The organism is Breoghania sp. (assembly GCF_030066895.1).
Taxonomy (GTDB): domain Bacteria; phylum Pseudomonadota; class Alphaproteobacteria; order Rhizobiales; family Stappiaceae; genus Breoghania.
In genome coordinates, this window is sequence record NZ_JASJAV010000029.1 from 173,841 (window position 1) to 199,834 (window position 25,994).

The 25,994-nt window shown below is 59.9% G+C and carries 27 protein-coding genes and 7 pseudogenes; 15 read left to right on the forward strand and 19 right to left on the reverse strand.

Annotation, left to right across the window (positions count from 1 at the left end; all coding sequences use genetic code 11):
* The first annotated feature begins 88 nt into the window (after positions 1–88).
* From QNJ43_RS22635 to QNJ43_RS22695, 13 genes and pseudogenes are all read left to right on the forward strand, one after another.
* Positions 89–307 (forward strand): hypothetical protein, encoded by a 219-nt coding sequence (locus tag QNJ43_RS22635; RefSeq protein ID WP_300473339.1) that lies wholly within the window; start codon positions 89–91, stop codon positions 305–307.
* A 64-nt stretch (positions 308–371) separates the two neighbouring features.
* Positions 372–812, forward strand: a complete 441-nt coding sequence (locus QNJ43_RS22640; protein WP_300473341.1) for a TRAP transporter small permease — start codon at positions 372–374, stop codon at positions 810–812.
* Positions 809–2,098, forward strand: coding sequence for a TRAP transporter large permease (locus QNJ43_RS22645; protein ID WP_300473344.1), 1,290 nt, complete (start codon positions 809–811; stop codon positions 2,096–2,098). Before QNJ43_RS22640 ends, QNJ43_RS22645 begins: the two co-directional genes overlap by 4 nt.
* A gap of 386 nt (positions 2,099–2,484) precedes the next feature.
* On the forward strand, positions 2,485–3,441 hold the full coding sequence (locus QNJ43_RS22650; RefSeq protein WP_300473346.1) for an amidase: 957 nt from the start codon (positions 2,485–2,487) through the stop codon (positions 3,439–3,441).
* A complete protein-coding gene (locus QNJ43_RS22655) occupies positions 3,431–4,582 on the forward strand; it encodes a flavin-dependent monooxygenase (protein ID WP_300473348.1) in 1,152 nt (383 codons plus the stop codon). Before QNJ43_RS22650 ends, QNJ43_RS22655 begins: the two co-directional genes overlap by 11 nt.
* Before the next feature lie 48 nt (positions 4,583–4,630).
* On the forward strand, positions 4,631–5,053 hold the full coding sequence (locus QNJ43_RS22660; protein WP_300473351.1) for a Rieske 2Fe-2S domain-containing protein: 423 nt from the start codon (positions 4,631–4,633) through the stop codon (positions 5,051–5,053).
* A gap of 107 nt (positions 5,054–5,160) precedes the next feature.
* On the forward strand, positions 5,161–6,381 hold the full coding sequence (locus tag QNJ43_RS22665) for an aromatic-ring-hydroxylating dioxygenase subunit beta (protein ID WP_300473430.1): 1,221 nt from the start codon (positions 5,161–5,163) through the stop codon (positions 6,379–6,381).
* The gene (locus tag QNJ43_RS22670; RefSeq protein ID WP_300473354.1) at positions 6,381–7,142 is read left to right on the forward strand and encodes an SDR family oxidoreductase; all 762 of its coding nucleotides are present in this window, start codon (positions 6,381–6,383) and stop codon (positions 7,140–7,142) included. The genes QNJ43_RS22665 and QNJ43_RS22670 overlap by 1 nt, the downstream gene beginning before the upstream one ends.
* 721 nt (positions 7,143–7,863) lie before the next feature.
* Positions 7,864–8,091 (forward strand): 2Fe-2S iron-sulfur cluster binding domain-containing protein, encoded by a 228-nt coding sequence (locus QNJ43_RS22675; RefSeq protein ID WP_300473356.1) that lies wholly within the window; start codon positions 7,864–7,866, stop codon positions 8,089–8,091.
* A gap of 43 nt (positions 8,092–8,134) precedes the next feature.
* Positions 8,135–8,398 (forward strand): annotated as a pseudogene (locus QNJ43_RS22680) (flavin reductase); the annotation flags it as partial.
* 62 nt (positions 8,399–8,460) lie between these two features.
* Positions 8,461–8,607 (forward strand): hypothetical protein, encoded by a 147-nt coding sequence (locus QNJ43_RS22685; RefSeq protein WP_300473435.1) that lies wholly within the window; start codon positions 8,461–8,463, stop codon positions 8,605–8,607.
* A 65-nt stretch (positions 8,608–8,672) separates the two neighbouring features.
* A pseudogene (locus QNJ43_RS22690) lies at positions 8,673–9,758 on the forward strand (NAD/NADP octopine/nopaline dehydrogenase family protein).
* Complete coding sequence (locus tag QNJ43_RS22695; protein ID WP_300473358.1) at positions 9,758–10,720, forward strand: 3-hydroxybutyryl-CoA dehydrogenase; 963 nt, start codon at positions 9,758–9,760, stop codon at positions 10,718–10,720. The pseudogene QNJ43_RS22690 and the gene QNJ43_RS22695 overlap by 1 nt, the downstream one beginning before the upstream one ends.
* 27 nt (positions 10,721–10,747) lie before the next feature.
* Here QNJ43_RS22695 and QNJ43_RS22700 read toward each other — a convergent pair whose 3' ends face one another.
* The 4 genes from QNJ43_RS22700 to QNJ43_RS22715 all read right to left on the reverse strand — a co-directional run bounded on the left by QNJ43_RS22700 (position 10,748) and on the right by QNJ43_RS22715 (position 13,950).
* Positions 10,748–10,954, reverse strand: a complete 207-nt coding sequence (locus QNJ43_RS22700) for a hypothetical protein (protein ID WP_300473361.1) — start codon at positions 10,952–10,954, stop codon at positions 10,748–10,750.
* Between the two features lie 41 nt (positions 10,955–10,995).
* Complete coding sequence (locus QNJ43_RS22705; protein ID WP_300473363.1) at positions 10,996–11,622, reverse strand: helix-turn-helix domain-containing protein; 627 nt, start codon at positions 11,620–11,622, stop codon at positions 10,996–10,998.
* A 77-nt stretch (positions 11,623–11,699) separates the two neighbouring features.
* Positions 11,700–12,884 (reverse strand): MFS transporter, encoded by a 1,185-nt coding sequence (locus QNJ43_RS22710; protein ID WP_300473365.1) that lies wholly within the window; start codon positions 12,882–12,884, stop codon positions 11,700–11,702.
* A 118-nt stretch (positions 12,885–13,002) separates the two neighbouring features.
* Positions 13,003–13,950, reverse strand: coding sequence for an amidohydrolase family protein (locus QNJ43_RS22715; protein ID WP_300473367.1), 948 nt, complete (start codon positions 13,948–13,950; stop codon positions 13,003–13,005).
* A 71-nt stretch (positions 13,951–14,021) separates the two neighbouring features.
* Between QNJ43_RS22715 and QNJ43_RS22720 the strand changes: the two genes are divergently transcribed.
* Positions 14,022–14,345, forward strand: a complete 324-nt coding sequence (locus QNJ43_RS22720; protein WP_300473369.1) for a hypothetical protein — start codon at positions 14,022–14,024, stop codon at positions 14,343–14,345.
* Here the strand turns inward: QNJ43_RS22720 and QNJ43_RS22725 are convergent.
* The 14 genes and pseudogenes from QNJ43_RS22725 to QNJ43_RS22790 all read right to left on the reverse strand — a co-directional run bounded on the left by QNJ43_RS22725 (position 14,296) and on the right by QNJ43_RS22790 (position 23,956).
* Positions 14,296–15,078, reverse strand: a pseudogene (locus QNJ43_RS22725) (ABC transporter permease). The gene QNJ43_RS22720 and the pseudogene QNJ43_RS22725 sit on opposite strands and share 50 nt — an antisense overlap.
* Positions 15,079–15,113: 35 nt before the next feature.
* Positions 15,114–16,059 (reverse strand): annotated as a pseudogene (locus QNJ43_RS22730) (ABC transporter permease).
* A gap of 60 nt (positions 16,060–16,119) precedes the next feature.
* Positions 16,120–17,445: pseudogene (locus tag QNJ43_RS22735) on the reverse strand (ABC transporter substrate-binding protein).
* A complete protein-coding gene (locus QNJ43_RS22740; protein ID WP_300473372.1) occupies positions 17,331–17,603 on the reverse strand; it encodes a hypothetical protein in 273 nt (90 codons plus the stop codon). The pseudogene QNJ43_RS22735 and the gene QNJ43_RS22740 overlap by 115 nt, the downstream one beginning before the upstream one ends.
* A gap of 172 nt (positions 17,604–17,775) precedes the next feature.
* Positions 17,776–18,741 (reverse strand): oligopeptide/dipeptide ABC transporter ATP-binding protein, encoded by a 966-nt coding sequence (locus QNJ43_RS22745; protein ID WP_300473375.1) that lies wholly within the window; start codon positions 18,739–18,741, stop codon positions 17,776–17,778.
* Complete coding sequence (locus QNJ43_RS22750) at positions 18,738–19,013, reverse strand: oligopeptide/dipeptide ABC transporter ATP-binding protein (protein ID WP_300473378.1); 276 nt, start codon at positions 19,011–19,013, stop codon at positions 18,738–18,740. Before QNJ43_RS22750 ends, QNJ43_RS22745 begins: the two co-directional genes overlap by 4 nt.
* Positions 18,922–19,677 carry an ABC transporter ATP-binding protein gene (locus QNJ43_RS22755; RefSeq protein ID WP_300473433.1) on the reverse strand — a complete coding sequence of 252 codons (756 nt, stop codon included), beginning with the start codon at positions 19,675–19,677 and terminating at the stop codon, positions 18,922–18,924. The genes QNJ43_RS22750 and QNJ43_RS22755 overlap by 92 nt, the downstream gene beginning before the upstream one ends.
* Before the next feature lie 160 nt (positions 19,678–19,837).
* Positions 19,838–20,059: a hypothetical protein gene (locus QNJ43_RS22760; RefSeq protein ID WP_300473380.1), complete on the reverse strand. Its 222-nt coding sequence runs from the start codon at positions 20,057–20,059 to the stop codon at positions 19,838–19,840.
* A 232-nt stretch (positions 20,060–20,291) separates the two neighbouring features.
* Positions 20,292–21,047, reverse strand: a pseudogene (locus QNJ43_RS22765) (SDR family NAD(P)-dependent oxidoreductase).
* A gap of 10 nt (positions 21,048–21,057) precedes the next feature.
* Positions 21,058–21,609 (reverse strand): ABC transporter permease subunit, encoded by a 552-nt coding sequence (locus QNJ43_RS22770; RefSeq protein WP_300473382.1) that lies wholly within the window; start codon positions 21,607–21,609, stop codon positions 21,058–21,060.
* Between the two features lie 20 nt (positions 21,610–21,629).
* Positions 21,630–22,800, reverse strand: a pseudogene (locus QNJ43_RS22775) (spermidine/putrescine ABC transporter substrate-binding protein).
* Positions 22,801–22,871: 71 nt separating this feature from the next.
* Positions 22,872–23,495, reverse strand: coding sequence for an ABC transporter ATP-binding protein (locus tag QNJ43_RS22780; protein WP_346433105.1), 624 nt, complete (start codon positions 23,493–23,495; stop codon positions 22,872–22,874).
* Entirely contained in the window at positions 23,444–23,731 is a 288-nt protein-coding gene (locus tag QNJ43_RS22785; protein ID WP_300473388.1) for a hypothetical protein, read from the reverse strand. Before QNJ43_RS22785 ends, QNJ43_RS22780 begins: the two co-directional genes overlap by 52 nt.
* Positions 23,732–23,752: 21 nt before the next feature.
* Positions 23,753–23,956, reverse strand: a complete 204-nt coding sequence (locus tag QNJ43_RS22790) for an ATP-binding cassette domain-containing protein (protein ID WP_300473391.1) — start codon at positions 23,954–23,956, stop codon at positions 23,753–23,755.
* Positions 23,957–24,137: 181 nt separating this feature from the next.
* Between QNJ43_RS22790 and QNJ43_RS22795 the strand changes: the two genes are divergently transcribed.
* The gene (locus QNJ43_RS22795) at positions 24,138–24,683 is read left to right on the forward strand and encodes a hypothetical protein (RefSeq protein ID WP_300473394.1); all 546 of its coding nucleotides are present in this window, start codon (positions 24,138–24,140) and stop codon (positions 24,681–24,683) included.
* A gap of 392 nt (positions 24,684–25,075) precedes the next feature.
* Here QNJ43_RS22795 and QNJ43_RS22800 read toward each other — a convergent pair.
* Positions 25,076–25,994: GNAT family N-acetyltransferase (locus QNJ43_RS22800; RefSeq protein ID WP_300473398.1), on the reverse strand; the 919-nt coding region annotated here is incomplete at its 5' end.

The window sequence follows — 25,994 nt, forward strand, 5'->3', positions numbered from 1 at the left end:
AAGAAGCAAGTGGGAAGGGCTTTCCGCCGAAGATCAGGCGGCCATCGAAAGCGTCACCGGCGAATTCCTCATCAAGCGCGCAGGCGCGATGTGGGACCGCGTCGACAGCGAAGCGCGCGAGCTGATGAAGGGCAAGGTGGAGCTGACAGCCGCGAGCGCGGAGCAGCTGGACTTCCTGCGCTCCAAGCTTGATCCGCTTATCGAAAAGAAGCTGGCGGATATCTCTTCGGCGATCGGGATCGATGCCAAGGCAGCCTATGAGGAGATGGTTGCCGACGCCCAGTCGGGTGGAGCCGCGACGCAGTAATGAGCAAGGTCTCGGAACCTGGTCGTGAAGGGGGGCGCGTCACCGCGCGCGCCTGACCTTCGCAGTGGCATGCACCGTCCTGCTGACGTGCATCACGGTGATCGACGTCATCGGTCGGTACCTGTTGAACTCTCCATTGATGGGCGCAACGAAGCTGACCGAGCTGCTGCTGACCGCGGTCATCTTTCTCGGTCTGCCCGCCGTCAGTCTGGACGATGCCCACATCTGTGTGGACATCCTGCTGTCGCGGGTTCCGCGGCTCCTGGAGCCGCTGTGCGGTTTTCTCGTCAATCTTGTTTCGGCCGGCGTTCTGGGTGTCGTTTCCTGGCAGCTCTGGAAGAGGGGCATAGATCTCTCCGGCTACGGTCAGAGCACGAACACGTTGCACATTTCCATCGCACCACTCGCCTGGTTCGCCGCAATCGCCGTTGCGGCCGCCGCAATCGTAACCGTCGTCAATTCCTTCATGGCCCTGGGCCTTCCACGACGGAGGGCGGTTCTGTGATCACGTGGCCTGTCGCCGTTCTCTGTCTTCTCGGCCTGTTGCTGACGGGGTTGCCGATCGCCGTCTCGCTGACGGTCGTCGGTGTTGTTGGCACCGCGTCCATCATCGGTTTCCAGCCGGCTCTTTCGCTGTTGGGACAGACCTTCTTCGACAATTCGTCGAACTACTCGATGTCGGTCGTTCCGCTTTTCCTGATGATGGGCAATTTCGTCGTATTGTCCGGTATCGCGCATGAGATGTACGAGGCGGCAAACGCCTGGATGCGTCACCGTCGCGGCGGCCTTGCCATTGCGACCGTGATTGCGAGCGGCGGCTTCTCCTCAGTCTGCGGTTCCTCGCTGGCGACGGCGGCGACCATGGCGAAGATCTCCATGCCCTCCATGCGGCGGTTCGGCTATCCGGATTCGCTGTCGACTGCCTCGATCGCCGTCGGCGGAACGCTTGGCATCCTTATCCCGCCGTCGATCATTCTGGTGCTCTACGGCATCATGACTCAGCAGGATATCGGTAAGCTGTTCCTGGCAGGGATTATTCCGGGACTGGTGAGTGTCCTGTGCTACTGCCTGGTGGTCGTGCTGTCGCTCAAGCTTTCGGGCAAGAAGCTGCCGGTCGAAGAGCTGCTTTCTCTTCGCGAACGGTTCCGGGCGATGGAAGGCACGCTTGGGGCGACGGCACTGTTCGTCTTCGTGATGGGTGGTATCTATTTCGGGGTTTTCACGCCGACCGAAAGTGCCGGGATGGGAGCCTTCGGCACCTTTCTTCTGGTGCTCGTCAAGCGGCGCTTCACCTGGCGGACCGTGCTGATGTCGCTTTTCGAAAGCGCCAAGACATCCGCCATGATGTTCTTCATCCTGTTCGGCGCCCTGACCTTCACGAACTACGTCAACATGTCCGGCATGATGCAGGACATCCAGTCGCTGCTGACCGTTTTCGGCGATACCCGCGTCGGCATTCTGATCGCCATCATGCTCATCTATCTGGTGCTCGGTTGCCTTCTCGAGGGCATGGCCATGATCACGCTCACCATCGCGATCTTCTATTCGGTGGTGGCCGCTCACGGGATCGACCTCATCTGGTTCGGCATCTTCGTCGTGATCGTCACCGAGATCAGCTACATCACGCCGCCGGTCGGGCTGAATGCCTTCGTTCTGCGTGCCGTCGTTCCCGATGTCGGGCTGTCGACAATCTTCCGAGGGCTGGCGCCCTTCCTCGCGATCGACATCACGCGGATCCTGCTGATCATCGTGTTCCCCGCCATAGTCCTCCTTCTGCCGAACTCAATGTAGCCGCCCGGCGAAAAATATTCGGGTGCTCAAATAGAAATGGAAATCAGAGGAGCGTGAGAATTTGTCTTGAATAAAGTTAAAAATAAATTTATCATTACTATAAATAAAAACCAGATAAAAGCTTGATTCCGAACGGTTTCAGGTGTCACCGCAAGGGAAAATTCAAAAGTTCAGTCAGTTCAACAGACTGACGCAGCGTTGTCGCTCGCCCTCTCGTTGGGTGGGGACGGCCCACGCGTCGCGATCAAGGAATGTCTGGCCATCAAGGGCCTTGCGACGCGCTGCGGTTCGCCGGTCTTCGCCGATGCCGAGCCGGAAATCCGGAATGCGGAGGTTGTCGACACCCTTCTCGGTAGAGCAGTTGCGCCATCATCGGTGCCGCCAACATGCATGAGCTGGCCTTCGGGGTGACGGGTGTCAATCATTTCCTCGGCACGCCGCTCAATCCCAAATGGCTAGACCGGATCCCAGGAGGATCATCTTCGGGGTCCGCGGCGCTGATGGCGTCCGGGAGTTGCGATTTTGCCATTGGTGCCGATACCAGCGGGTCCGTTCGCATGCCCGCGTGCTGTTGCGGTGTTTACGGCATGAAGCCGACCTTCGGCCGCATCTCGCGCAAAGGGGCAATTCCAAAGGAAAGTTCTCTCGATTGCATCGGCCCATTCGCGCGGTCGGCCGAAATGCTGACCCGGGCCATGAGCCTGATGGACCCGACCTTCGAACCGCTACCTGCACGGTCGGAATTCGTTCTGAAGCGGATCGTGACGCCGCCTTCGCCGGAAATGGCCGATGCCTTCGACAAGGCGCTCGCGCCTCTTCAGATGGAGGAGATAGGGCTTCCGTCTTTCGATGATGCGTATGAGGCGGGACTGACCGTCATCAATGCGGAAGTTGCCGAGAGTTTCGGCGATCTCGCGCGCCAGAGCACGGCTCTCGATGAAACCGTCCGTGCCCGCATTCTGGCCGCTGCCGACACTTTTTCCAGCGATGCGCTCAAGGCCGCAGAGACGGTGCGCTCTGCTCTCAGGGCAGAGATCGACGCGGCGTTCGAGACCGCTGATGCATTGGTTTTGCCGACCATGCCGGTCGTTCCGCCGACACTTGCGGACGCGACGGACATGCGCGCGCTGATACCGCTGACCGCATATCTGCGGCCGTTCAACCTCAGCGGCCACCCGGCCATCACCATACCGATTACCACGGCAAACGGGCTGCCTGCCGGCATACAGATCGTCGGCAGGATGGGAGGAGACGAAGCTCTCTGCGCCGTTGCCGAAGGTCTTGCCCGAATTCTCGTTTCCGAAACCCAAGCCCAAGCGGAGGATAATGGCAATGGACAATAGTGTCCTGACAAAAGAGGTGGATCCCGTGACGGCGCTTTCTGCCGTTCTGGAAGAAATCCGCGACCGTCGCGACGAATTCGAAAAGCTCACCTATGTCCCTCTCGACATGGTCGAGAAGCTGCAGGTCGTGGGAGCGTATCGCGCTTTCGTGCCGAAGGCTTTCGGTGGCGATGAGAAGAGCCGATGGAGTTTCTCGAACTCATCGAAACCACCTCGGCCGCCGATGCCTCCACCGGCTGGGCTGCGAGTTTCGGCGTCTCTTCCACCTAATCTGGCGGCACTGCCTTCGGCGATGTTCGAGGCGATCTACGGGGACAATCCCGATACCGTCTTTGCGGGTGCGATCTTCCCCTCGCAGCAGGCGGACGCGATCCCCGGTGGCTTCAAGATTACGGGGCGGTGGCCCTATTGCTCCGGTTGCATGGGCGCATCCCTGATCGGGGCGGGCATCAAGGTCAATGAAAGTGGTACCAGCGGTCTGCCGCGCATGGCGGTGATGCCGCGCTCGGATATCTCGATCAAGCACACCTGGGATACGGTCGGTCTGACCGCGATCGGCAGTCACGACATCGTTGCCGACGGGATTGTCGTTCCGGAGGAATGGACCTTTGTGCGCGGTGCGCCCGCCCAACGCGACGAGCCCGTATTCTGCTATCCGGCCATGACTCTGGCCGCGCAGGTTCTTGCCGTTGTCGGGCTCGGAACAGCGTGCGAGGCGCTTGATTGGGTCAAGGCTCAGGCATTGGAAATGCCGTCGATCACCGGGGCGTCGACGCTGGGTGCGCGCGCCTATGTGCAGTCGGAATATGCGGTCGCCGACGCCCGTCTTCGAAGCGCTCGCGCCTTTTTCTACGAGGCGACGGAGAGCGCCTGGCAAACCCTTCTCAAGGGCGATGCGGTCCAGAAGGACGAGATCGTGCGCCTGCGAATGGCCGCCAGCCATGCCGCAAACGAGGGGGCGGCGGTCGCGCAAATGGCATTCCGCATTGCGGGCACGCGCGCACTGACCAGAGGCCACGTTCTCAACCGCTGCCTGATGGGTGCGAACGCCGTTGCGCAGCACGCCTTCCTCGACCTTGGAACCTGGATGTCAGCAGGTGCGGCGATGTTCGCCCAGTTGACACCTCCCGGCTATCCGTGAAGCGGCCCCCCGTCATCAAGAAATGCCTTTCGGACTAGGAGCAACAACATGAACGTCGCCGTGACCAAGACCGGCTGCGACTATTCGGAACTGGTGTCCGAAGACCGCGTGGCCACACAGATGTATACTGACCCTGACCTCTTCGAGCTTGAGATGGAGAAGATCTTCTCCAAGACCTGGGTATGGGTCGGTCACATGTCGGAAGTGCCGGAAAAGGGCAGCTTCAAACGTTCATGGGTGGGCCTGCAGCCTGTCATCATTTCGCGTGATCGGAAGGGCGAGATCCACGTTCTGGTCAACCGCTGCCGTCACCGCGCGGCCACCGTGTGCGAACACGACAAGGGGGCAAGATCAGCTCGTTCCAGTGTCCCTATCACGGCTGGGGCTATGCCCTTGACGGGTCTCTGCGCGGTCTGTCCTACGGCGAGGGATATAACGAGGACTTCGACAAGAAGCACTTCGGCCTCCTGAAGCTGAAGGTCGGCATCTACAACGGCATGATCTTCGCCTTGGTCAATGAGGACGTGGAGCCGCTTGAAGATTTCCTCGGCAATGCCAAGCCGTGGATCGATCTGTTCATGAAGCAAGGCGGCGGGTTTCCGGTCAAGGTTCTGGGCGAGCAGCAGTTTTCCTTCCCCGGCAACTGGAAGATCCAGCTGGAGAACACCACCGACGCCTATCACTTCTCCGTCGTTCACAAGCCTTTTCTGCAGTCGCTCGATGCCGAGATTGAGGACCTGTTCTCCTTCCTGGATGGTGACGGTTTCGTCGAGGATCTCGGCAACGGTCATTCCGTGATGGTGATGATGCCGTCCCTGATCAAGCTCGACGAGGACAACGGCTGGAAAATTCACGAGCGCTTCTCCGCTCTCGGGAGAGCCTGCGCGGAAAATACAGCGAGGAGCAGGTACGCCGCATCGTCAAGGCGGTGGGGGGCACGGGCTTCAAATCTGAACCTTTTCCCGAATGCAGCCTGTTCGCTGTCTTTCTTTCGCATCCTAAGGCCGGTCTCGGTGGAGGAAACGCATATTCGCCACATCGCCATCGGCATGGACGGCGGTCCGGAGGAGGCCAATCAGATGCGCTTCCGCCTGCACGAACATTTCCAGGGCCCAATGGGCTTCGGCAGTCCCGATGATGCGGAAGTCTGGGAGCGCGTTCAGCGTGGAACCGCGGGCGGTCCCGAGCTCGACATTCTGGTCAATCGCGACAAGGGACTTGAAAAGGACGGGTCCAACGGCCTGCCGCGCGGAAACCGGTATGCGCGCTGCTTACGACATGTGGAAGAAGGTGATGAGCAAATGAGTGCCGTGATGACTGCAGAAAAAACCATCTCCCTGCAGGAAGCGCAGGAATTCATCTGGCTTGAAGCCGACATCCTCGACCGCGCCGATTACGACGTCTGGCTGAAGTTGTGGATCGAAGACGGCCACTACGTCATCCCTGTCGAACGGGACGACGATGATTTCCGCAACCATCTCAACATCCTCTACGACGATGCGAGCATGCGGAAAATGCGGACCGAACGGTTGCAGGGCGGTTTTGCCATCTCGGCGGTTCCCGCGGCCCGCACGATCCGCCTGTCCTCGCGTTTCGCCGTGATCGAGAGCTTGCCCGGTGCGCTAAAGGTCCGCTCGGCCATGCACCTGACGGAAGACAAGTTCGGCCGTCAGCGCCCCTTCCTGGCCGATGTCGAGCATCATCTCGTTCGCCGCGACGGCAAGCTGCTGATCCACGACAAGATCGTCCGTCTCATCAACTCGGAGGGAGTGCTGACCTCGATCAGCTATCTGTCCTGATGCCCCAGTCTCTTCCCATCGAAACACAAACCGCCGCCGTCACGGGTGCTTCCCGTGGCGTCGGGGCGGCGATCGCACGGGCTTTGCACCGGTCCGGCTACAGGGTCATTCTGGCCGATATCGACGAGGCTGCCTGCGACAGCCTTGCCGAAGAACTTGACCTCGCATCGGAGATGGCACTGACGGCCAGGCTCGATATCTCCCGCCCGGACGATTTCGAGCATGTGCTTGAAAAATGCGTCTCGCGGTGGAGCTCTGTCGAAGTGCTCGTCAACAATGCGGCGGTCACCAAGGCGCACCCCGTGCTCGACATCGACACGGCCGAGTTCAACGAGGTCATGGCCGTCAACGCGGGCGGTACCTTTACCGGGTGCTGTGTCTTCGGTCCTCACTTCAAGGATCGCGGCTATAGCCGGATCATCAACATGGCCTCGCTCGCCGGGCAGAACGGCGGCACCGCGACCGGTGCTCACTACGCCGCATCCAAGGGCGCCATCCTGACGTTGACAAAAGTCTTTGCCCGCGATCTCGCGCCCTTCGGCATCACGGTCAACGCCATTTCTCCCGGCCCCATGGATACGTCGATGGTCCATTCTATCGTTTCGGACGAGGCCAGGGCGGGCTTCCTGAAGAACATCCCCGTCGGTGTGCTCGGCGATCCGAATTTCATCGGGGATATGGCCGTCTTCCTGGCAGCGCCCAAGGCGTCCTTTGTCAACGGTGCCTGCTGGGGCGTCAACGGCGGGCTCTATGTCCGCTGAAGAAGGAAAAAAGCTTCCCATGACCGACCCGAAGACGACTGGGGCGATATTGTGCAGCTCGTCTTGAAGGATGAGGCCGGTGGAGCACTGCCGCCGTTTGAGGCCGGCGCCCATATCGAGCTTGAAATCCCGGCCGAAGGCGGGCCGATCTTCCGGCAGTATTCCCTGTGCGGAGCGCCGTCGGACACCGATTGCTATCGACTGGGGATCCTGAAGGACACAGCAAGCCGTGGTGGCTCGCTCGCCGTTCATGCTTTGGCGAAGGAGGGGAGGGCCTTCACCGCAAGCTGTCCGAACAACCTCTTCCCGCTTGAGAAATCCGCGAAACGCTCGCTGCTCTTCGGCAGGGGGATCGGTATCACTCCGATCCTCTCCATGGCGCACAGTCTCCAAGCGGACGGGGCCAAGTTCGAAGTGCACTACTGCACGCGCTCGAAGGAGAAGACGGCCTTTCTCGATGAGATCGAGGCTGCGCCCTTCGCCGCCAAGGTCAGCTTTCACCATGACGATGATGGCTCGGCCTTCGATCCGTCCGCGTTCCCGACCTTTGCGCCCGACACGCATGTCTATGTTTGCGGCCCGGAAGGCTTCATGGATTTCATTACCGGGCTCGCCGAAAAGGCGGGCTTTCCCGCGGCCAATATCCATCGCGAGTACTTCTCCGCCGACGTCGATCTAAGCGGAGACGCATTCGAGGTCGAAGCGCGCATCCGGCATCACCGTGACCGTCGGTCCCGACGATACCATCGCGAATGCCCTCATCCGGGCAGGCGTCGATGTGGAATTCAAATGCGAGGAGGGGGTCTGCGGCACTCGCATCACCGGAATCCTCGAAGGCGAAGCGGACCATCGCGACAAGTTTCTCACCCTGGAGGAACAGGCTGAAAACTGCGAAATGGCGATTTGCTGCTCGCGTGCGAAGGGAAAGCGGATTGTCCTCGATATCTAAGGAACCCAGGATGAACGAGACGGCGAAACTTTTCCGGGAGGGAATGAGCCGGCTCTCCGCGACCGTGAACCTCATAACCTCCGACGGCCCCGAAGGCCGACATGGCATGACGGCTTCGGCTGTCAGTTCCGTGACCGACGATCCTCCGACTCTTCTCGTTTGCGTCAATCAGCAGAACCGGTCGCATGACCGTTTCAACGCCAACGGAAAGCTTTGCGTCAACGTTCTGGGTGATCGGCATCAGGAGATCGCCGGGCTGTTTGCCAGCCGGGGCAGCGACGAACGGTTCTCCAAAGGCGAATGGATAACGCTTCAGACCGGGGCGCCTGTTCTGCAGGATGCCATCGTTGCCTTCGACTGCCGGATCTCGTGGAGCGCAAGGCCATCGGCACCCACTCCGTCTTCTACGCGCAGGTCGAGGCGACACGTCTCGGCGATGAGCCCGCCGAAACGCTCATCTGGTTCGATCGCGGTTTTCATTCGCTCGTTGCCACAGTCAAGCCGGACGAAGCCTGACGCAGCAGCCTCGCGCGATCGCATTCACACGTGGCCCCATACCTCCACATTCCAGGATAAAGAACATGAAAATCACCGTATTGGGCGGTGGCAACGGATCGTTTGCCGCTGTGGCCGATTTCATCGAAGCTGGCCATGACGTGCGCTGGTGGCGGCGAAATCCGGAATTCTTTGCTGAGATCGTTGAAGCCGGAGGCATCACCGTCACGGACTTCAAGGGCTCGCGCAATCTGCCGGTCGTGCCCACGGACGACTTCGCCGCCGCTGTCGACGGTGCAGATCTGATCATTTCGCCGACCCTCGCCAATGCTCAGGAAGATCTCGCCACCCGACTCGCGCCCTTGATGCAGGAAGGTCAGGTCATCTATCTGCCGCCAGGCACCTTCGGGTCCTATCTGATGATGAAGATCATGCGCGATGCGGGGATGCGGGTATGACTGCGGATATCTCGATTGTCGAAACGGGCACGTTGCTCTGGCTTGCCCGCAAGCAGTCTCCGACCGAGATCCGCATCACCACGCGTGCATCGCGGCTCCCAACCGGCGTCTTCCCGGCCCGCAATACCGATGTGGCGCTCAGAGTCATTGCCAGAGCTTTCCCGGATGCGATCGAGAAGGTCGGGGGATGCGCTTTCCGGGGCCCTGATGAATGCCGGTCCGATCATCCATCCGCCGTTCATCCTGATGAATGCCGGGCCCATCGAGCACTTCGAGCAATGGGATATCCATAACGAGGGAACCCAGTCTTCCATTCGTCGCGTTCACACAGCTCTCGACAACGAACGCATCGCCATCCGTGAGGCGCTCGGCTATGGCGCTCCGCATTTCCCGCTCGTCGATCACTACGAGACGAGCAACTGGATGTACGGCAACCTCGCACATGACAAGCTGGTCGGCTCAGGCGACTGGCACGAACATCTCGATTTGTAGACGCATCGATATATGCGCGAAGATACCGGGCTCGGCCTTACGTTCCTCGTCTCCGTCGGCGAATGGGCGGCGGTGCCCTGTCCGGTTGCCGCCGGTCTTCTGGCCGTGGCCGGAGCGGTTGCCGGTGATGATTTCCGATCGGATGGACGCACAATGGAAAGTCTTGATCTGATGCGGAACTCCATTGCCGAGGTCAAGACCATGCTGGAGGTTGGTCTTTGATGCCGGATCTGAAGACACTGACCTGCATCGGGGCCGGCAGGATGGGGCGAGGTATCGCCCAGTCGGTCGCCTACCACGGTCATTCGGTACGATTGATCGATGCCAAGGACCGCAGCCCGAACGAATTCGGGATCGTTCGGGACGTAGCACTTAAGGAAATGGCGGAGCTCGGGTCTTTCGAAGCGGCTGCGGTGCTCCCGATCATGGCAGGCATCAGCGTCGTTCCGCGGGCCGAGGCCGAGCCCGCGCTTTCCGACACAGCTATTGTCTTCGAGGCCGTGCCGGAAGTTCGTGAAGCAAAGAAACAGGCATTTCGGCTGTTCGACCAGTTTGCCAATGCCGATGCCGTCCTCGCGTCCACGACCTCGACCATGCTGTCGACCGATCTGGTGGAGCTGACGGAAAACAGGGCGCGATTTCTGAACGCCCACTGGTTGAACCCGGCGTTTCTTGTGCCGCTGGTAGAGCTCTCACCGACCGACGAAACGGCACCGGAGACGACCGAAAAGCTCAAGTCGTTTCTGGAGCAGATCGGCAAGGTTCCCGTCATCTGCAAGGCATCGCTCGGATACATCGTGTCCCGCATCCAGGCGCTTGCCATGAATGAGGCCGCTCGTCTTGTCGAAGAGGGTGTGGCGAGCGCGGAAGACGTCGACAAGGCCGTTCACTATGGTTTCGGAATGCGTTTCGCCATTCTCGGCCTGCTGGAATTCATCGACTGGGGCGGCGGCGACATCCTCTTTTATGCCAGCCGCTATCTGCAGACTTCTCTTGAAACAGATCGTTTCGAGGCGTCGGATATCATTGAGCGCAACATGGCGGAGAACCACATCGGTATGAAGACCGGGGCAGGGTTCTACGACTATGAAAACCGCGACGTGGCTGCCTACAGGAAAGATCGCCTCAGAGCCTTCATCGCCGCTTTGAAGCAAATGGGACTCGACAAGGAGCCGCAGGTCTAGGAGCGAGCCTTCGATCCGCAGCTGGGTCTAACGCAGCAGGTCGGAAATGGTGTTGGCGGCCGCGCTTACCTGAGCACGGATGTCGCGCAGCATCGAAAGATCGTCGCCGTTGCGTGGCAGGAGGCATCCGACGAAGCCGATCACGCCGCCTCCCGGATCTAGCAATGCCACGGCGAGGCTGATGACATTCAGCCGGAATTCGCCGGTATCGACCGCGAAACCGTGGCAGCGCACCTGCTGGAGGCTTTCGACTAGATCGCCGAGCGAGACGATGGTCAGATCGGTGAAAGCTGGTCAAGCCGCGATCCGCCACGACACGGGCAATCTGCGGTTCCGGCAACCAGACGAGGATCGCTTTCCCGAGCGCTGTCGCATGGGCGGCGGCTGCAAACTGGCTTCGGTAATGGGCGATCGAAACGCCGTCGGCGTACCCCGCCTCGGCGGCAATGGTCAGTTCCGTGCCGGAGAAGACGGCCATGCAGATCGTCTGGCCGATCCGGTCGCGCAATCTCATGAGGTCCGGCAGGGCCCGCCCGGTGAATGTCGAAATGGGCGCTGCCGTGGCGCGCCATCTCTCCGAACTTCGGCCCGAGGTGATAGGCCCGGGGATGGGCAATGCGGGTTACGAAACCGCGCTTTACCAGTGAATTGAGCAGGTTGTAGCAGGTCGGCGTCTTGAGATTGAGATCTTGGGCGATGTCCTGAAGTTTCATCGGCTCCGTGGCCGCGGCGATATATTCGAGTATCGACAGGGCGCGATCGACGGACTGGATCGTGACGCCTTCGTTGTTGCTCTGGCCCATCTCGACCTGTTCGGCCTTGTCGTCCTTCTGGCGACCTTCATCGAGGACGACCTGCGTCTTGCCCGTTGTGATGTCGGCAGGTTCGATGCGGCGAAGCATGGCGGGTTGGCCGAGTGAATTCTTGTCCGTCGTTTCAAACCTGTTGTTTTTCAAATGGGCGACCCGCCTCGGTCAAATCAGTGCGCATCTGTCACCGGCCCTCCGGCCGTACTTGCTCCCCCCGCATTGATCAACAGCGCGACGAGGCAGAATAGCGCACCGACCATCGTCACGGAAAACCAGCCACCATAGTGCCAGGCAAAGCCTCCGGCGACGGTGCTAAGCGCCCCACAGGCAAAGCGAGTCACCATGTAGACCGTATTGAGGCGGCTCGTCGATTGACGATCGATGCCGAGGATCGTCGACATGCTGGTGACGTGGCTCATCTGCATGCCGAGATCGAGGAGAATGACGGCGGGCACCATCAGCACGAGTGAGTTGGTGACCCCCATGAACAGCACGAAGGAAAAGAGCATCAGCGCGCCGCTGGCAATGAGTACATGACGTGTCAGGAACTTCGAAACAGCGCGTCCCGTCGCCAGCGCCCCGATGACGCCAACCGCGCCGACGAGTGCGAAGGTTCCGGCAACGCGGGCCGAGTAATGCCCCGGCATGGCACTTAGGTGAAAGGCGAGGGTTGTCCAGAACAGGCTGAAAGCCCCGAACTGAAGGGCTGCGGCATAAGAAATCGAACGCAATAGCTGGTGCTGCAGAAACAGCGTCTTCAGGCTGCCCATCAGATCGAGATAAGAGCCCTTGAAAGTCGGCGCAAAGGCCGGAAGGCTCATCCTCAGCACGATCATGACCCCGGTGGCCAGAAGATAGACGAGACGCCAGCCGATCAGATCGCCAAGCCATCCACCGACAAAACGCGACAGCGCGATGCCGAGCAGAAGTCCGGCCATGACCCTGCCGACGGCGGAGGTCGTGTGCTCCAGTGGCACGATCTGGCTCGCGATCGGCGGCAGGATCTGCGGCAGGATGCTGGTCAGTCTGATCAGAAAGCCGAGCGGCACGATCAGCGAATAGGTTCCGGCAAATGAAAACAGCACCATCATGACGGCCGACAGGCACAGCATCACGCTGATCATGCGCCGCCGATCGAGGCGGTCACCAAGCGGCAGAAACGCCAGAAGGTCGAGCGCGTAGCCGATCTGCGTTGCGCTGGCGATCCATGATGCGGCCTGGTCGGAAATCGTCAGGTTGCGGGCCATCTCTCCAAGGAGCGGCTGGTTATAGTAGTTGTTGGCAACGACCGTACCCGCCGTTACGGCCATAAGCCATATGGTCCTGTCGGGTGAGCCCGTTGTATTGCCTGCCATGCTGTTCTTGCCTTGTGAAAAACGGAGTGCAATTCGGCCCCGGAAAAAAGAAGTCGGGAAAATAGGTGGGAGGGGAGGGAGGACGGGCGCATGCCCGTCCCGTCATATGCATTGGGGGTTAGTTGAAGCGCTCTTCGGCCATGGCCGCGCGGCCGCTTTCGGCCAGGATCCGTAGCGTACGTTCGCGCAGTGTCGCGGCTGCCGTTGAAGCCGAGGCATCGGTCAACACGCCGCCGGTTTTGCGGGCGACACCGTTGACGAAGACGGTTTCGACATTGGAGGCATCAGCATAGGTCACAATGGCATCAACCGGATCGATTGACGGCACCAGATTGATATCGTTGGCGCGGATCATGACGATATCGGCTTGTTTGTCCGGTTCCAGCGAGCCGATGCGGTGCTCAAGTCCCATGGAACGGGCGTTGCCGATGGTCGCCCATTTGAGGGCATCGTAGGTGTCGTGGCTCTTGTGCGGGGGGATCGGCATGCCGCAATAGACGGCGTTGGTCGCCGCCGGAGCATCGATCTTTGCCGCGGCATCGCGCTCGATATTGCGAAACAGGCGATCGATGGCGAGGCTTTCGCGCATGGCGGCAAGCATGGAACCGGCCGTGGCCGTCTCGGAATCGTTGCCGATTGCCGGCGTGCCGCCGGCTTCCAGCACGCGGCTGATCAGCGCAGCCTTGGAGCCGCCCGAAATCTCGGTCGTTGCGGTGGCGGTGATCGTGTTGCCCTTGTCGATCAGAAGCTTGATCTGCTCATCCGACATGGCATTGCCGTGGACGGCATTGTGCCGGTTGCCGAGAATGCCCTTCTCCGCCAGCGTGAAATAACCGCCGTCGACCTTGCCCTTTCGGCCTGAATAATGCGCGCTCGACCATAGCTCCAGTTCGGTAGCAAGCGCGAAACCCTTCTCGCAGACCTCGACGGGCGAATAGTCGGGGCCGAGAATGCCGAGCGCGCGGATGCCGGACCGTTCCAGTCCGTCAATTGCCCCATCGGAATGATCGGGCGTGCGGTTGCCTTGGCACCATTCATAGACGCTCGTGACCCCGCTGTTGAGCATCCGACATATTCGGACTGGAACATGTCCTCGGGCTGATAGACGGGAACCCATTCGGTCTGCATGTGCAGGTGATGTTCGATGCCGATCCAGTTGACGCCGAACCCGCGCACGGCCGTCTGCCACATGTGGATATGGCCGTTGATCAGGCCGGGAATGACGATGCGATCCGTGCCGTCGATGATGTCGACGTCGGAGCCGGGAACGATGTCTGTGCCGACTTCGACAATGACGTCGTCTTCGAACAGGACGCCAGCATTTTTCAGGATCCGGTCCTTCCCGTCCATGGTGATGACGGTGGCGTTGCAAATGAACGTCTTTGTCATGTTATTGTTTTTCTTTTGAATATCATCCGCGCGGATCAAGCGCGTCACGCAGCCCGTCGCCGAGCAGGTTGAAGGTCAGCACGATCAGGCAGATGGCGCCGCCGGGGAAAATCGACATCCAGGGGGTCTGATCGAGGAGATTATTGGCTTTGTTAATCATCGAACCCCAGGACGGGTCGAGATCATCGCCTGGACGATGATGGGCGGCAGGATGTAGCGGATCATGATCCAGCGATGCGGCAGGCCGATCCCGCGCGCGCCCTCGACATAATCCTCGGTATTTGGTGACCAGCACCTGGCCTCTCCCCAGCCGGATAAAGATGGGGGTGGTGGCAAGGCCGATGGCGATCATGGCATGGGAGAGCGAAGGACCGAGAAAGGCCGCGATCGATATCGCCAGAACCAGCGAGGAGATTGCGAGCACGGCTTCGGCGATGCGCGAAATGCAGGCATCCCACAGGCCACCGAAGTAGCCTGCGATGAGGCCGAGCGGTGTGCCGATGGACAAGGCCACGCAGAGGGAGACGACACCTGCCATCAGCAAGGCCCGCGCGCCGTAGAAGATGCGGGTGATGATGTCGCGTCCGAGTTCGTCGGTTCCGAAGGGATGGACGAGGCTTGGCGGCTGGCGCACGGCCAAATAGTCCGGCTTCACCGGATTGTAGGGCGAGAGAACTCCGGCAAAGACCGCCATGAGCACGAACAGCAGAACGACGATGATCCCGGCCACCGCGCCCTTGTTCTTGAGAAAGCGCTCAAGACGGCGGTTGCGCCGCTTGGCTGCGGGCTTGGCCGAAACCGGCATGACAGACACGGCCTGTGAGTTCGAAGAGGTGCTCATCAGCCCTTCCTCAGTTTCGGATTGATCAGGATGTAGAGGATGTCAGCCAGCAGATTGAGCATGATGAAGGCGATGGCCGTGCACAGCACGATGCCTTGAACGACCGCGTAGTCGCGGGTGAAAACGCCATCGACCATCAGTTTGCCGAAGCCGGGTATGGTGAAGATCTGTTCCGTCAGAACCGCGCCGCCCATGAGCTCGCCGAAGAGAAACGTGACCATGGTGACGACCGGCATCAGCGCATTACGAAAACCGTGACGTAGAACGACGGCGGGCTTGCGCAACCCCTTGGCGCGGGCTGTGCGGATGTAGTCGGAGCGCAGTGCCTCGATCATCGCCGAGCGCGTATGGCGCATCAGATTAGGTGGCAATCGGCGTCGACAGCACAAAGGCGGGCATGATGATCAGTTTGAGGAACTTGACTGGATCCTCCGTGATGGACACGAAGCCGCCCGATGGCAGCCATTTCAGATGCACGGCAACCACGAGAATGAGAATGATGCCGAGCCAAAAATTCGGGATCGACATGCCCGCAAGGCCAAAGGCGTTGACCACTTAGTCGGTCCCGGTGCCCTTTCGCGTCGCCGCGAAAATACCGGCCGGGATTCCGATCAGAATGGCAATTACCATGGCGGTCGCCGAAAGCTGCAGCGTGACCGGCAACTTCTGGGCGATCAACGTCAGCACCGGTACTTCGGTTCTCAGCGAATGGCCGAAGTCGCCGTGCAGAACGTCCCCGATCCAGTATCCGTACTGAACCCAGAGTGGATCGTTGAGGTGATACTGTACACGCAAGAGCGCGAGCACGGTCGGATTCCGCTCATCTCCCGCAAATATCAGGGCGGGATCGCCGGGCATTAGTTTCTGCATCAGAAACACGATGACCGAGACGATAAAGAGCGTCGGTAGGGCGATGAGTATGCGGTGAAGCAGGAGATTGAGCATGGCGGATTTTCGGCAGGCGCGACGCCTCGGCTTCACCCGGAGCGTCGCGTGCAATCGCGGTTACCGGGCGAGCGAAACATCCTTCAGGCGCATCACGCCGTCGGAATAGGGAACGAAACCCTGAAGCTTGCCAGAATAGGCGTAGGACCACAGTTCGTTGTAGAGGAAGATGTAGGGACGCTCCTGCATCATGACGTCCATGAACTGCGTGTAGTATTCCTTGCGCTTGGCTTCGTCCGATGTCTCGCGGGCCTTGGCAAACAGCGCATCGACTTCCTTCGAGCAGTAGCCGGTATCGTTCAGCGAACTGTCGCACAGCGCGAAATTGGAGAAGTTGCCGTCCGGATCGACGCGCCCGGCCCAGCCGGCCTGGCCGATGTCGAAATTGCCGTCTGCAAGGGCTGCCTGCAGGGCGGAGAATTCGCTGACCTTGAGCTTGACGTTGAAGTCCGCTTTGCTGGTCATGGCCTGGATCAGCTCCATGACCTGCTGCATCAGCGTGTTGTTGGCATAGATGATTTCGACGGTCGGATGCTCGTACCCGGCCTCCTTCAGCAACTTCTTGGCCTTCTTGGCGTCGCGGGGATGGGCACGGCTTTCGTTATAGGCGAAGTGAAGCGGCGAGAAGGGCTGGAAGTCGGGTTGCAACAGGCCCTGTCCGGCGACCTGATTGATCACGTTGCAGTCGATCGCTCAGTCGAAGGCTTCGCGCACGTCCTTCGCGATCGCGCTGTCGCCCTTGAGATTGATCTCGAGACCGCGCCAGCCGAGGCTCGGGACCGTGGCAAAACCGAGCGACTGATCGTTCTTGACCGACGCCGCATCGCTGGGAGCGACACGCTCGATCAGCTGAAATGATGCACCGGAGCGAAGATTGGCGAGCCGCACCGTGGCATCCGGCACAGGCATGTAGGTGACGGTGTCGAAATGGAAGTGCGCGGCATCGTAGTAGGTCGGGTCCTTTTCCAGCACGATCTTGTCGTTCTGAACCCGTTCCTTGAACTTGTGGGGGCCGACGCAGACCGGGTGCTGGGAGAAGTTGTCCTTGGCGAAGGCCGTCGGCGACATCATCATGCCCGGCTGGCCGGTCAATTGCGACATCAGCGTGCTGTCCGGGCTCTTCAGATGCAGGGTCACGGTCAGCGGATCTATGACTTCCACGCTGTCGACGGAGATCAGTTCCGCCTTGCGCAGGCTGTCCGGCAGGGTCATCGAGCGATCGAAATTGGCCTTGACGGCGGCGGCATCGAACGGGGTTCCGTCCTGGAAGGTCACGCCTTCGCGCAGGTGGAAGGTGAGATCCTTCTGGTTGTCGCTGAGGTCCCAGCTCGTGGCGAGTTCAGGCACGTTTTGAGGTCGGCATTGATGTCGACGAGCGTGTCGCACATCGACTGGAAGACGACCTTTCCGACGAAGGTACGCGAGCGGTCGGGATCGAGAAGGTCGGGGGCGTTCTGCAGGCCTATGGTGAGGTCCTGGGCAAGGGCGGCCTGTGCACCTGCCATTGCGGCAAGGAGCGCAATGACGCTGACTGAAAGTTTCATGCGAGCTGTTCCTTTTATCGATTTTCGGAGGTTTTTTGCGTTTCTTGTTCAGTCGGAGAGAGGGATCTGTGTGTTGGGCCTGGCGGGCGCGATAAAGCTGCAGGCGCTCTTCAAGCTTTGCGGCGACCGGCGGTTCTGCTGCGGCCTTCTTCGGTCTGGCCTGGCGGATTTCTTAGTAGAAGTGGCAGGCTGTCTGGTGGCCGTTACCGACCACCCGAAGGTGAGACTCCTCGGTCAGGCAGCGGTCCCGCGCAAAGGGGCAGCGCGGGTGGAAGCTGCAGTCTGTGGGCACGTTGGCTGCATCCGGAAGGTCTCCTTCAACGGCGGATCGCTCATGGCATTCTGCGGGCGATGACACAGGCACTGCCGCCAGCAGGCTTTGCGTGTAGGGATGAAGCGGGGCGCCATACAGCGCTTCGACGGGGCCGATTTCGACGATCTGGCCCAGATACATCACCGCAACGCGATCGCTCATGTGCCGCACGACGACGAGGTCGTGGGCCACGATGATCAGCGTGAGGCCGAATTCGTGTTTCAGGGCTTCCAGCAGGTTGATGATCTGGGCCTGAACGGAAAAGTCGAGGGCTGATACCGGCTCATCGCTGATGATGAGCTTCGGATCTCCGGCGAGTGCTCTGGCAATGCCGATACGCTGGCGCTGTCCACCGGAGAACTCGTGCGGATAGAGATCTGCCTTATCGGGTCTGAGGCTGACCCGCGCCATCAGGTCGAGCACCTTTTCCAGGCGTGCCTTCCGGCTCAGATGTCCCTCGAGCCAGATCGGTTCGCCGATGATGTCGGCAACCGTTATGTGCGGGTTGAGCGAGGAGAAGGGATCCTGAAAGATCATCTGCGCCTTGCGGCGGAAAGCCTGTTTGGCCGAGCCTCTCAGCGTCGCAATGTTCTGATCTTCGAAGACCACACGCCCGTCGCTCAGCGCGATCAGATCCAGCAGCAGGCGCGACAGGGTGGACTTGCCGCAGCCGCTTTCGCCTACAATCGCGAAGGTTTCGCCGTGATGGATTTCGAGATTGACGTGATTGACCGCGTGAACCGCACGCGGCGCCTTCAGCATGTTGGTGCGGCTGAGGAAGGTTTTGCTCACGTCGTCGGCGCGGAGGATGACTTCGGTTGTCATGCGAGCACCTCCCCGCCGGATGTGGCGCTGGTCTCTTCAACGGGCGCGTACCAGCAGGCAACTGAATGCCCGCCGCCGAGATTCGTCATCGGGGGGCGTTCGGTGAAGCAGCTTGGAGAGGCGAAGGGACAGCGCGGGGCAAAGCGGCAGCCGAGGGGGAAATCGATGGGGACGGGAACGTTACCGTGAATGGTGGCAAAATGTCCCTCGCGCGCGCATGGTGGGCATCGCGCTGAACAGGCCGATCGTGTAGGGATGCTGCGGATCTTCAAAAATGGCGGCCGTCGTGCCTCTTTCGACGATGCGCCCGGCATACATCACCACAAGCCGGTCGGCGACTTCGGCCACCACGCGCAGGGCGTGGGTGATCATCACCACCGCAGTTCCTGTCTCGCGCTGCATCTCCTTCATCAGATCCAGGATCTGCGCCTGGATGGTGACGTCGAGCGCGGTCGTCGGCTCGTCTGCGATCAGAAGCTTGGGATTGTTGATGAGCGCCATCGCGATCATGATGCGCTGGCGCTGGCCGCCGGACATCTGGTGCGGATAGGCATGGTAGCGGCGTTCCGGTGCCGGCACGCCGACCCGGCGCAGAATCTCGATGACTTCCGCCTTCACCGCGTCGCGTCCAATCGGGCGATGACGCCGGATCGCCTCACCGATCTGATAACTGACCGTATAAGAGGGATTGAGCGAGGTCACCGGCTCCTGAAAGATCATCGCGATCTCGTTGCCGCGGATATCCTCACGCTTGTGTTCGGTGATGGAGAGCAGGTCCGTGCCGGAAACGACGATTTCGCCGGACATGCGCGGTGCCGACAGAAGCCCCATGATTGCGAGCGACGTCAGGCTCTTGCCGCACCTGCTTTCCCCCACAATGCAGAGCATCTCGCCGCGTCTGACCGTAAACGACACCTGGTCGACGAGATCGGGCATTTCGGGCCCTAAAAAACTGATGAACAGATCGCACAGCTCGAGCACGTGATCTTCTGGTCGGTTCAACATCATATTCCTGTAGTGGGAGCCTTCCGAATTTCATTAGGTGCAATAGGTATTCACAGAATTCATATTTATGGAATATTTTTGGTTATTGATTTCACATCATATGAGTCCTGAAGGGAGTATCTTCCGTTAAATTAGGCGAAAGAGAACAAATTAAGCGCATAAAGTCGAAGAAATGCGCAAGTTTGATTTGATAGTTTCTGAAAATAATATTTAATTTTTTAAAATATTGATTGGCGGTGACATACTCGCCCAGGATTCTGGCGGCAGAACGTGGGGCGCTAGCCAACCGGGCACGATTTGAGGCGGCCATCACGTGGAGGCCTCGCGGAGGTAGGTCCGCATAGTCGGAAACAGCATTTTTCAGAAAATGAATATCGTCCGGCCGTGGTATTCTCCGGTCGGGGTTTCATCGGTGTGTTGTGGCAGGTCGTGAGTGACCACGCCTCGCATTACCCTGAGACGGAAACATCTGTTGCGACGCGGAATTATTCTGCGCCGCATGGAGGGGATTGGGCTTTAACGTTTTTGATCGTGTCGAGAGGGCTCTACAGAACCTCGCCCCCGTCGATTACCAGTGTGAGGCCGGTGACGAAGCTGGAGCGTTTCGAGGTAGGAACAGGATTCCGTTGGCGATTTCGTCGACCGATGCCCAGCGTCCCATCGGGATCATCTCCGCGACGTATTTTTCAAGTTCTCCGCGCCCGCCCATCTGCGTCTCGAAGCTCGCGTTGAAGGGGGTATCGACGAAACTCGGGCAAAGGGTATTGAACCGAATGTTCTCGTGGGCGTAGTCGGCTGCCATCTGCTTCACCATGGCGATCGCTGCGTGCTTGGTCGCCGCGTAGCTGATCATGCCGCGGTCGTACTGGCAGCCGGAATTCGAGGCGGTGATGATGATCGAGCCATCGCCCTGCGCGCGCATCGGCGGGATTACGGCCCGAGAGAGAACGAAATGGGCGCGCACGTTCAGGGCCCAGGCCGCATCCATCTGCTCCGGGGTCACTTCATTCCAGCTTTCCGGCGATCTGGATATCGGCATGGCTGTGGGCGACGTCGATTCGACCGTGATCGGCGACGATCTGCTCCACAAGCGAGCCGATTGCCTCGTCGTCGCTGGCGTCCAGCGGGCGTGCGACCGCGCCGCCTCCGGCGGCCAGGATGTCAGCCGCGGTCGCTTCGGCGAGATCCTCGCGCAGATCGGTAACGACGAGGGAGGCACCTTCGCGCGCCATGGTCATGGCGCCGGCGCGCCTGATACCCGATCCCGCTCCCGTCACCAGGGCGACCCGATTCTTGAGCATGTTCTTCTCTCTATTCAGATTTTGGGCGTTTGGAGCCGCCGCGTTGCAGGATCACTTGCGCCACGATGAGGAGCATCAGCGAAGCCGCCATGACCATCGTGCCGATCGCATTGATTTCCGGTGTGACACCCTGGCGGATCGACGAGAAGACGTAGATCGGCAGCGTCGTCTGCGGTCCGGCGACGAAGAAGGCGATGATGAAATCGTCGAAACTGAAGGTGGAGCTGAGCAGGAAGCCCGCGAGGATCGCCGGGGTGATGAGCGGCAGCGTGATCTGGCGGAAGGTGCTCAGCGGACTGGCGCCGAGATCACTTGAAGCTTCGAGCAATGCGCGGTCGAGCGCCTCGAGTCGTCGGCGCACCAGGATGACGATCAGCGAGCCGTATCCCATCGAGAGCCGGAGGCCGATGAGACTTTCAAGCCACGGGTTCACGGTATTGAACACGGCACTGCGTTCGCGGAAGGAGAAGATCAGGACGACGGCCAGGGGCATCAGCAGGAGCGCGGCGTACCACACTCCTGCGGGTGTGAGCAGGGCCAATCTCGTCTGATTTTGCGTCATGGCCGTCTTTCCCGATTTCCTCAGGCCGACTTGAAGCGCGCCATCAGTTCCGCGTGGTTGGGATCGGTCAGGGTCGCGGCGGCGGCGAACTCAAGGACGCTCAGGCTTTCGGCGGCCAGGTAGAGGATCGGATCGTTGAGAAGATCCTCCGGCAGCAGCACATTCGTGCGGGCATCTGCCACCGGGTAGCCGTGGGCGAGGGCTTCGCGCGCATTGACCTCCGAGGTCAGCAGGAAGTCGATCAGCGCATAGGCTGCCTCGCGGTGCGGTGCGTCCCCTTGGGAACGGCGTGGTAGTCGGACCAGATCTCTCCGCCTTCCTCGCCGAGCGCGAAGCCGATTTCTGGCATGTCGGTGTGAAGCTGCTTGCCGTCGCCCGTCCAGCACATGGTGAGCCATGCATCTCCGTTTCGCATTGCCGGCTGGTAGTCGGAGGCGATGGCGAAGAGGTGCGGCTTGACGTCGATCAGAAGCTCCTCGGCCTTGGCCAGTTCTTCCGGCTTCACCGAGTTGAACGAGTAGCCGAAATAGACGAGCGCGTTACCGATCGTGGTCAGCTGGGGTAGTCGTGCACCATCGCCCGGCCGCTCCGCTGATCTCGCGCACCGTCGAAGAACGCCTTCCAGCTGTCGACCACGCCGTCGGTGTGGTCGGAATTGAAGGCGATCCCGGTCGTGCCCCAGTTCTTCGACACCGCGTAGACCGTGCCGTCGATAGTGCCTGCATCGGAGAAGCGGGCTTCGAAGGAGGCGGGGTCGTAATGCGGCAGCTTGGAGAGATCGAGCGGTTCGATAAGGCCCGCTTCGACATAGGTGGTGATGGTGTAGTTCGTCGGTACGAACACGTCCCAGCCCGAGCCACCGGCCTGAAGCTTTGCCAACATTTCCTCGTTGGAGCCGAAGACGTTGACTTGCGTGAAGGCGCCCATCGTCTCCTTGAATACCTCGAAGTTTTCCGGGTCGTGATAATTCGGCCAGGTCGCCAGGACCACGCGATCGCCGAGGTCCTGGGCTCATGCCTGCGCGCCGAGCAGGTCGCTCACGCGGCCGGGCATGGTGCCCGACAGAACCGCCATTGCCGTGCCTAGGCCGGTTACGCCCAGAAAGTGTCGGCGGGATACGGAGCCATTTTGAAAGTGCCGAAGTTCTTCCATGAACTTCTCGCGAGAAATCGGATTTCCATTGTCGCTCATACCAGTGTTCCCGTGTTTGGAAGGAGGTCAGTTATGGGAGCCCAGTACGAGACCTGAACCGGGAGCCCAGATCACGTTGAGGCGGGACCCCACCTCGTGACCACGCGCGGCTCTTTCGGCCTGTCGTGGCACGAGGACCTGCAAAGGGGCCCCAGGCTTTCGGAACGCAGCAGGTATTCGATGTGGTCGCCCAGGAAAGTGCGATGGGTGACTTCAGCAAGGATGGCGGCATTCCCCTCGGCGACCGGATCTGTTGGTGCCGCCAAGGAGAGCACTTCCGGCCGGACCGCGACTTCCACAGCACCTAGCCGGCCGGTTTCATCGCCGTCGCGGACCAGGACCGTCTGGCCACCGGGCAGGGCGACCTTGGCCAGTCCGTCGGCGCGCGATGCGATTTCGCCGGAGAAGATGTTCGCCCGGCCGACGAAATCGGCGACATAACGGTTTGCGGGCCGGTCGTAGAGTTCCTGCGGCGTGCCAACCTGTGCGATGCGACCCTTGCCCATGATGTAGATCCGGTCCGACATGGAGAGCGCCTCTTCCTGGTCATGGGTGACCAGAACGAAGGTGATGCCGAGGCTGCGCTGGAGGTCCAGCAGCTCGCGTTGCATTTCGGCTCTCAGCTTGGCATCGAGCGCGGCCATTAGCTCATCCAGCAGCAGGACCTTCGGCTCGTTGATGATCGCGCGCACCAGCGCGACGCGCTGTTGCTGCCCGCCCGAAAACTCCCAGACCCGTCGACCCCCAACTTGTCGAGCCGGACCGTCTCCAGCGCCTTGCTGACCTTAGCGTCAATGTCGGCGCGTGCCATGCGCGGGCGCTGTTGCCGCAATCCGTAGCCGACATTTTCCGCCACGCTCAGATGCGGAAACAGGGCGTAGTGCTGGAACACCATGTTGACCGGACGGCGATACGGCGGCACCGCACTCATTTCGCGGCCGTTGATCAGAATTTATCCGTCCGTGGGTTCCTCAAAGCCCGCGAGCATGCGCAGCGCTGTTGTCTTGCCGCAGCCCGACGGGCCCAGGAAGGACAGGAACTCTCCGCGCCGGATCCTGAAGCTGATACTGTCCGCGGCGAGGACGTCGCCATAGCGCTTCGTCGTGGCGATGAACTCGGCGACCGCCTCGTTCGAGCGCACCTTTTGCGAGCGCATTTCGTGTGTGTGAGCGATCTCTTTCCACCGCACTGTCCCCTCATGCGGCATGCGCCGTTTGTTGTCCCGGCTGCATGCGGACCGACAGGGTCGGTCTATTACGTCATGGAGAGAAAAATTAGGAATTAACCGAAACGTTGTATATACCACAAAATGAATAGTGCCAGTGTAGGAGGGGCCATTGGGGTGGATTGAAGAAAGTGCCAAGGTTGTCGATGCGCTGGGAACGGAGGACTTTGCCAAGATCCTCACCGATGCGCTCCGCATGGTCGTTCCGTTCGAGTATACCGTCGTTTTTGCGTACTATCTCGAGTTGAAACCGCTTGATCTTTATGATGATTTCTCGAAGGTCAAACGCCGGGTGATGATCGATGACTACCATGAGAGGCCTTATCTGCTCGACCCCCTCTATCTGCATTCAACGCCCCTTGTGGGGCCCCGTCTGACCCGTCTGCGGGAGCTGGCGCCGGACCGCTTCTATCAGAGCGAATATTTTCGAAATTACTATGTTCAGACCGGTCTGGCGGAGGAAATCGGCTTCATGGTGGAAGTTGGCGACGACGTGACCGTGGTCGTCTCCGCCATGCGGCCATGCGGGAGCACAAGGTCTTTTCCGTTCGGGAGTTTCGCTTCGCGACCTGAAAGAGCTCTTCCCTTTCGTCGATGCGTGCGCCCGTCGGCACTGGAAGGGTTTGATCTCGAAATTCGCGGACCGACCTGCTGCTGAAGGTCCGCGTCTTGCGCTTCTCATCGAGAAGGCCTTTCGAAGCGTCGGGAAAAACCTTCTCACTCCCCGCGAAGCCGAAGTCGTCAAATATGCGCTCAAGGGCCATTCCGCGGAGGCTACGGGCAAATGTCTTTGGATATCGCCGGGTACCGTCCGCATTCATCGACGCAATATCTATGCGAAACTGCAGATCAGATCGCAGGGCGAGCTTTTCTCTCTTTTCATCTCGACACTTGCGAAACTGAGCTGAAAGGGATGACACAAGCATGTCGGGAACGGGAGGCTGGCATCTGTAGAGTTTGAACGGATGCGCGACCTGAGAACCGAAGGCTTCCGAAAAACTTCGGGGCATTCAAGGCGCCTAAAGTAGATTCCGTCAAACTCATGCCGACCTAGCCTCTGCGATCTTCTGCCGAGGCATGAATGTGTTTCGATGATTTGATCTCTTTAATGAAATATCGAGAGGCGCAAAAAATTACGCCAGTAAGGTTAAGAAGTTTGCAGATCCGGCCCAGGTGTATTTCGGTTCCGCAAAATCGGTTCTTGTAGGCCTGCATGCCGGTTCCAAAGCTGAATTTCCTGAACCCGTTTTGGCGGGCCCAGGTGATGACATCGGACGTCAAGATCATCCCGGGCGAGAGGCGGTGCCATGCTTCGTCGCCAATCGAAATAAGGACACCATTGATCACGCCATGACCAATAAGCGCAAAATAGGCCGCAACGATTTCGTCTTCTGTTTTCAGGCCGAAGCCCTTAATTTCCACGCCGTCGCGCCTACTTGATGCAAGGTCCCGATAGAAATCAATGAACCCCGACCGTTCATCCAGGGAATTGCTCCGGCCGAGCTGCTCAAAACGTAAATGACGCTGCTCATGGATTGTGTTGACCAAATCAACGCACTGCTCGGAACCATCAACAGGGCAAAACTCCACCCCTAGTTGCCGTAGCTTTTTGTCCTTGGACCGTAGCTTCTTGAACTCGCACGTGTGCGGGGGCGCCCCTTCATTCCTCTCTGGCAGATCAAGGCATAAAACCCGTTCACCCTCATTCGCCAACGAATAGAGCGGATTCTGATGCTGACCAACTTCGGGCACGATCTTTCGCAGGTCGAAGACATCCACGCTGGACAATCCATCCATGAAAGCTGACCACGCGGACGCGAACTGCTCCGGCGATGGGAAAAGCTCGGCGGAGAAAAAGGGGGAAGCCAGGTCCGCGAGGCCAAAATCGGGAAAGGACAAGACCCTGAATGGGCCCCGCCAATACCGGACATGGGGGACAAGCATAACAACCGCGCCTGAAATGCTGTCC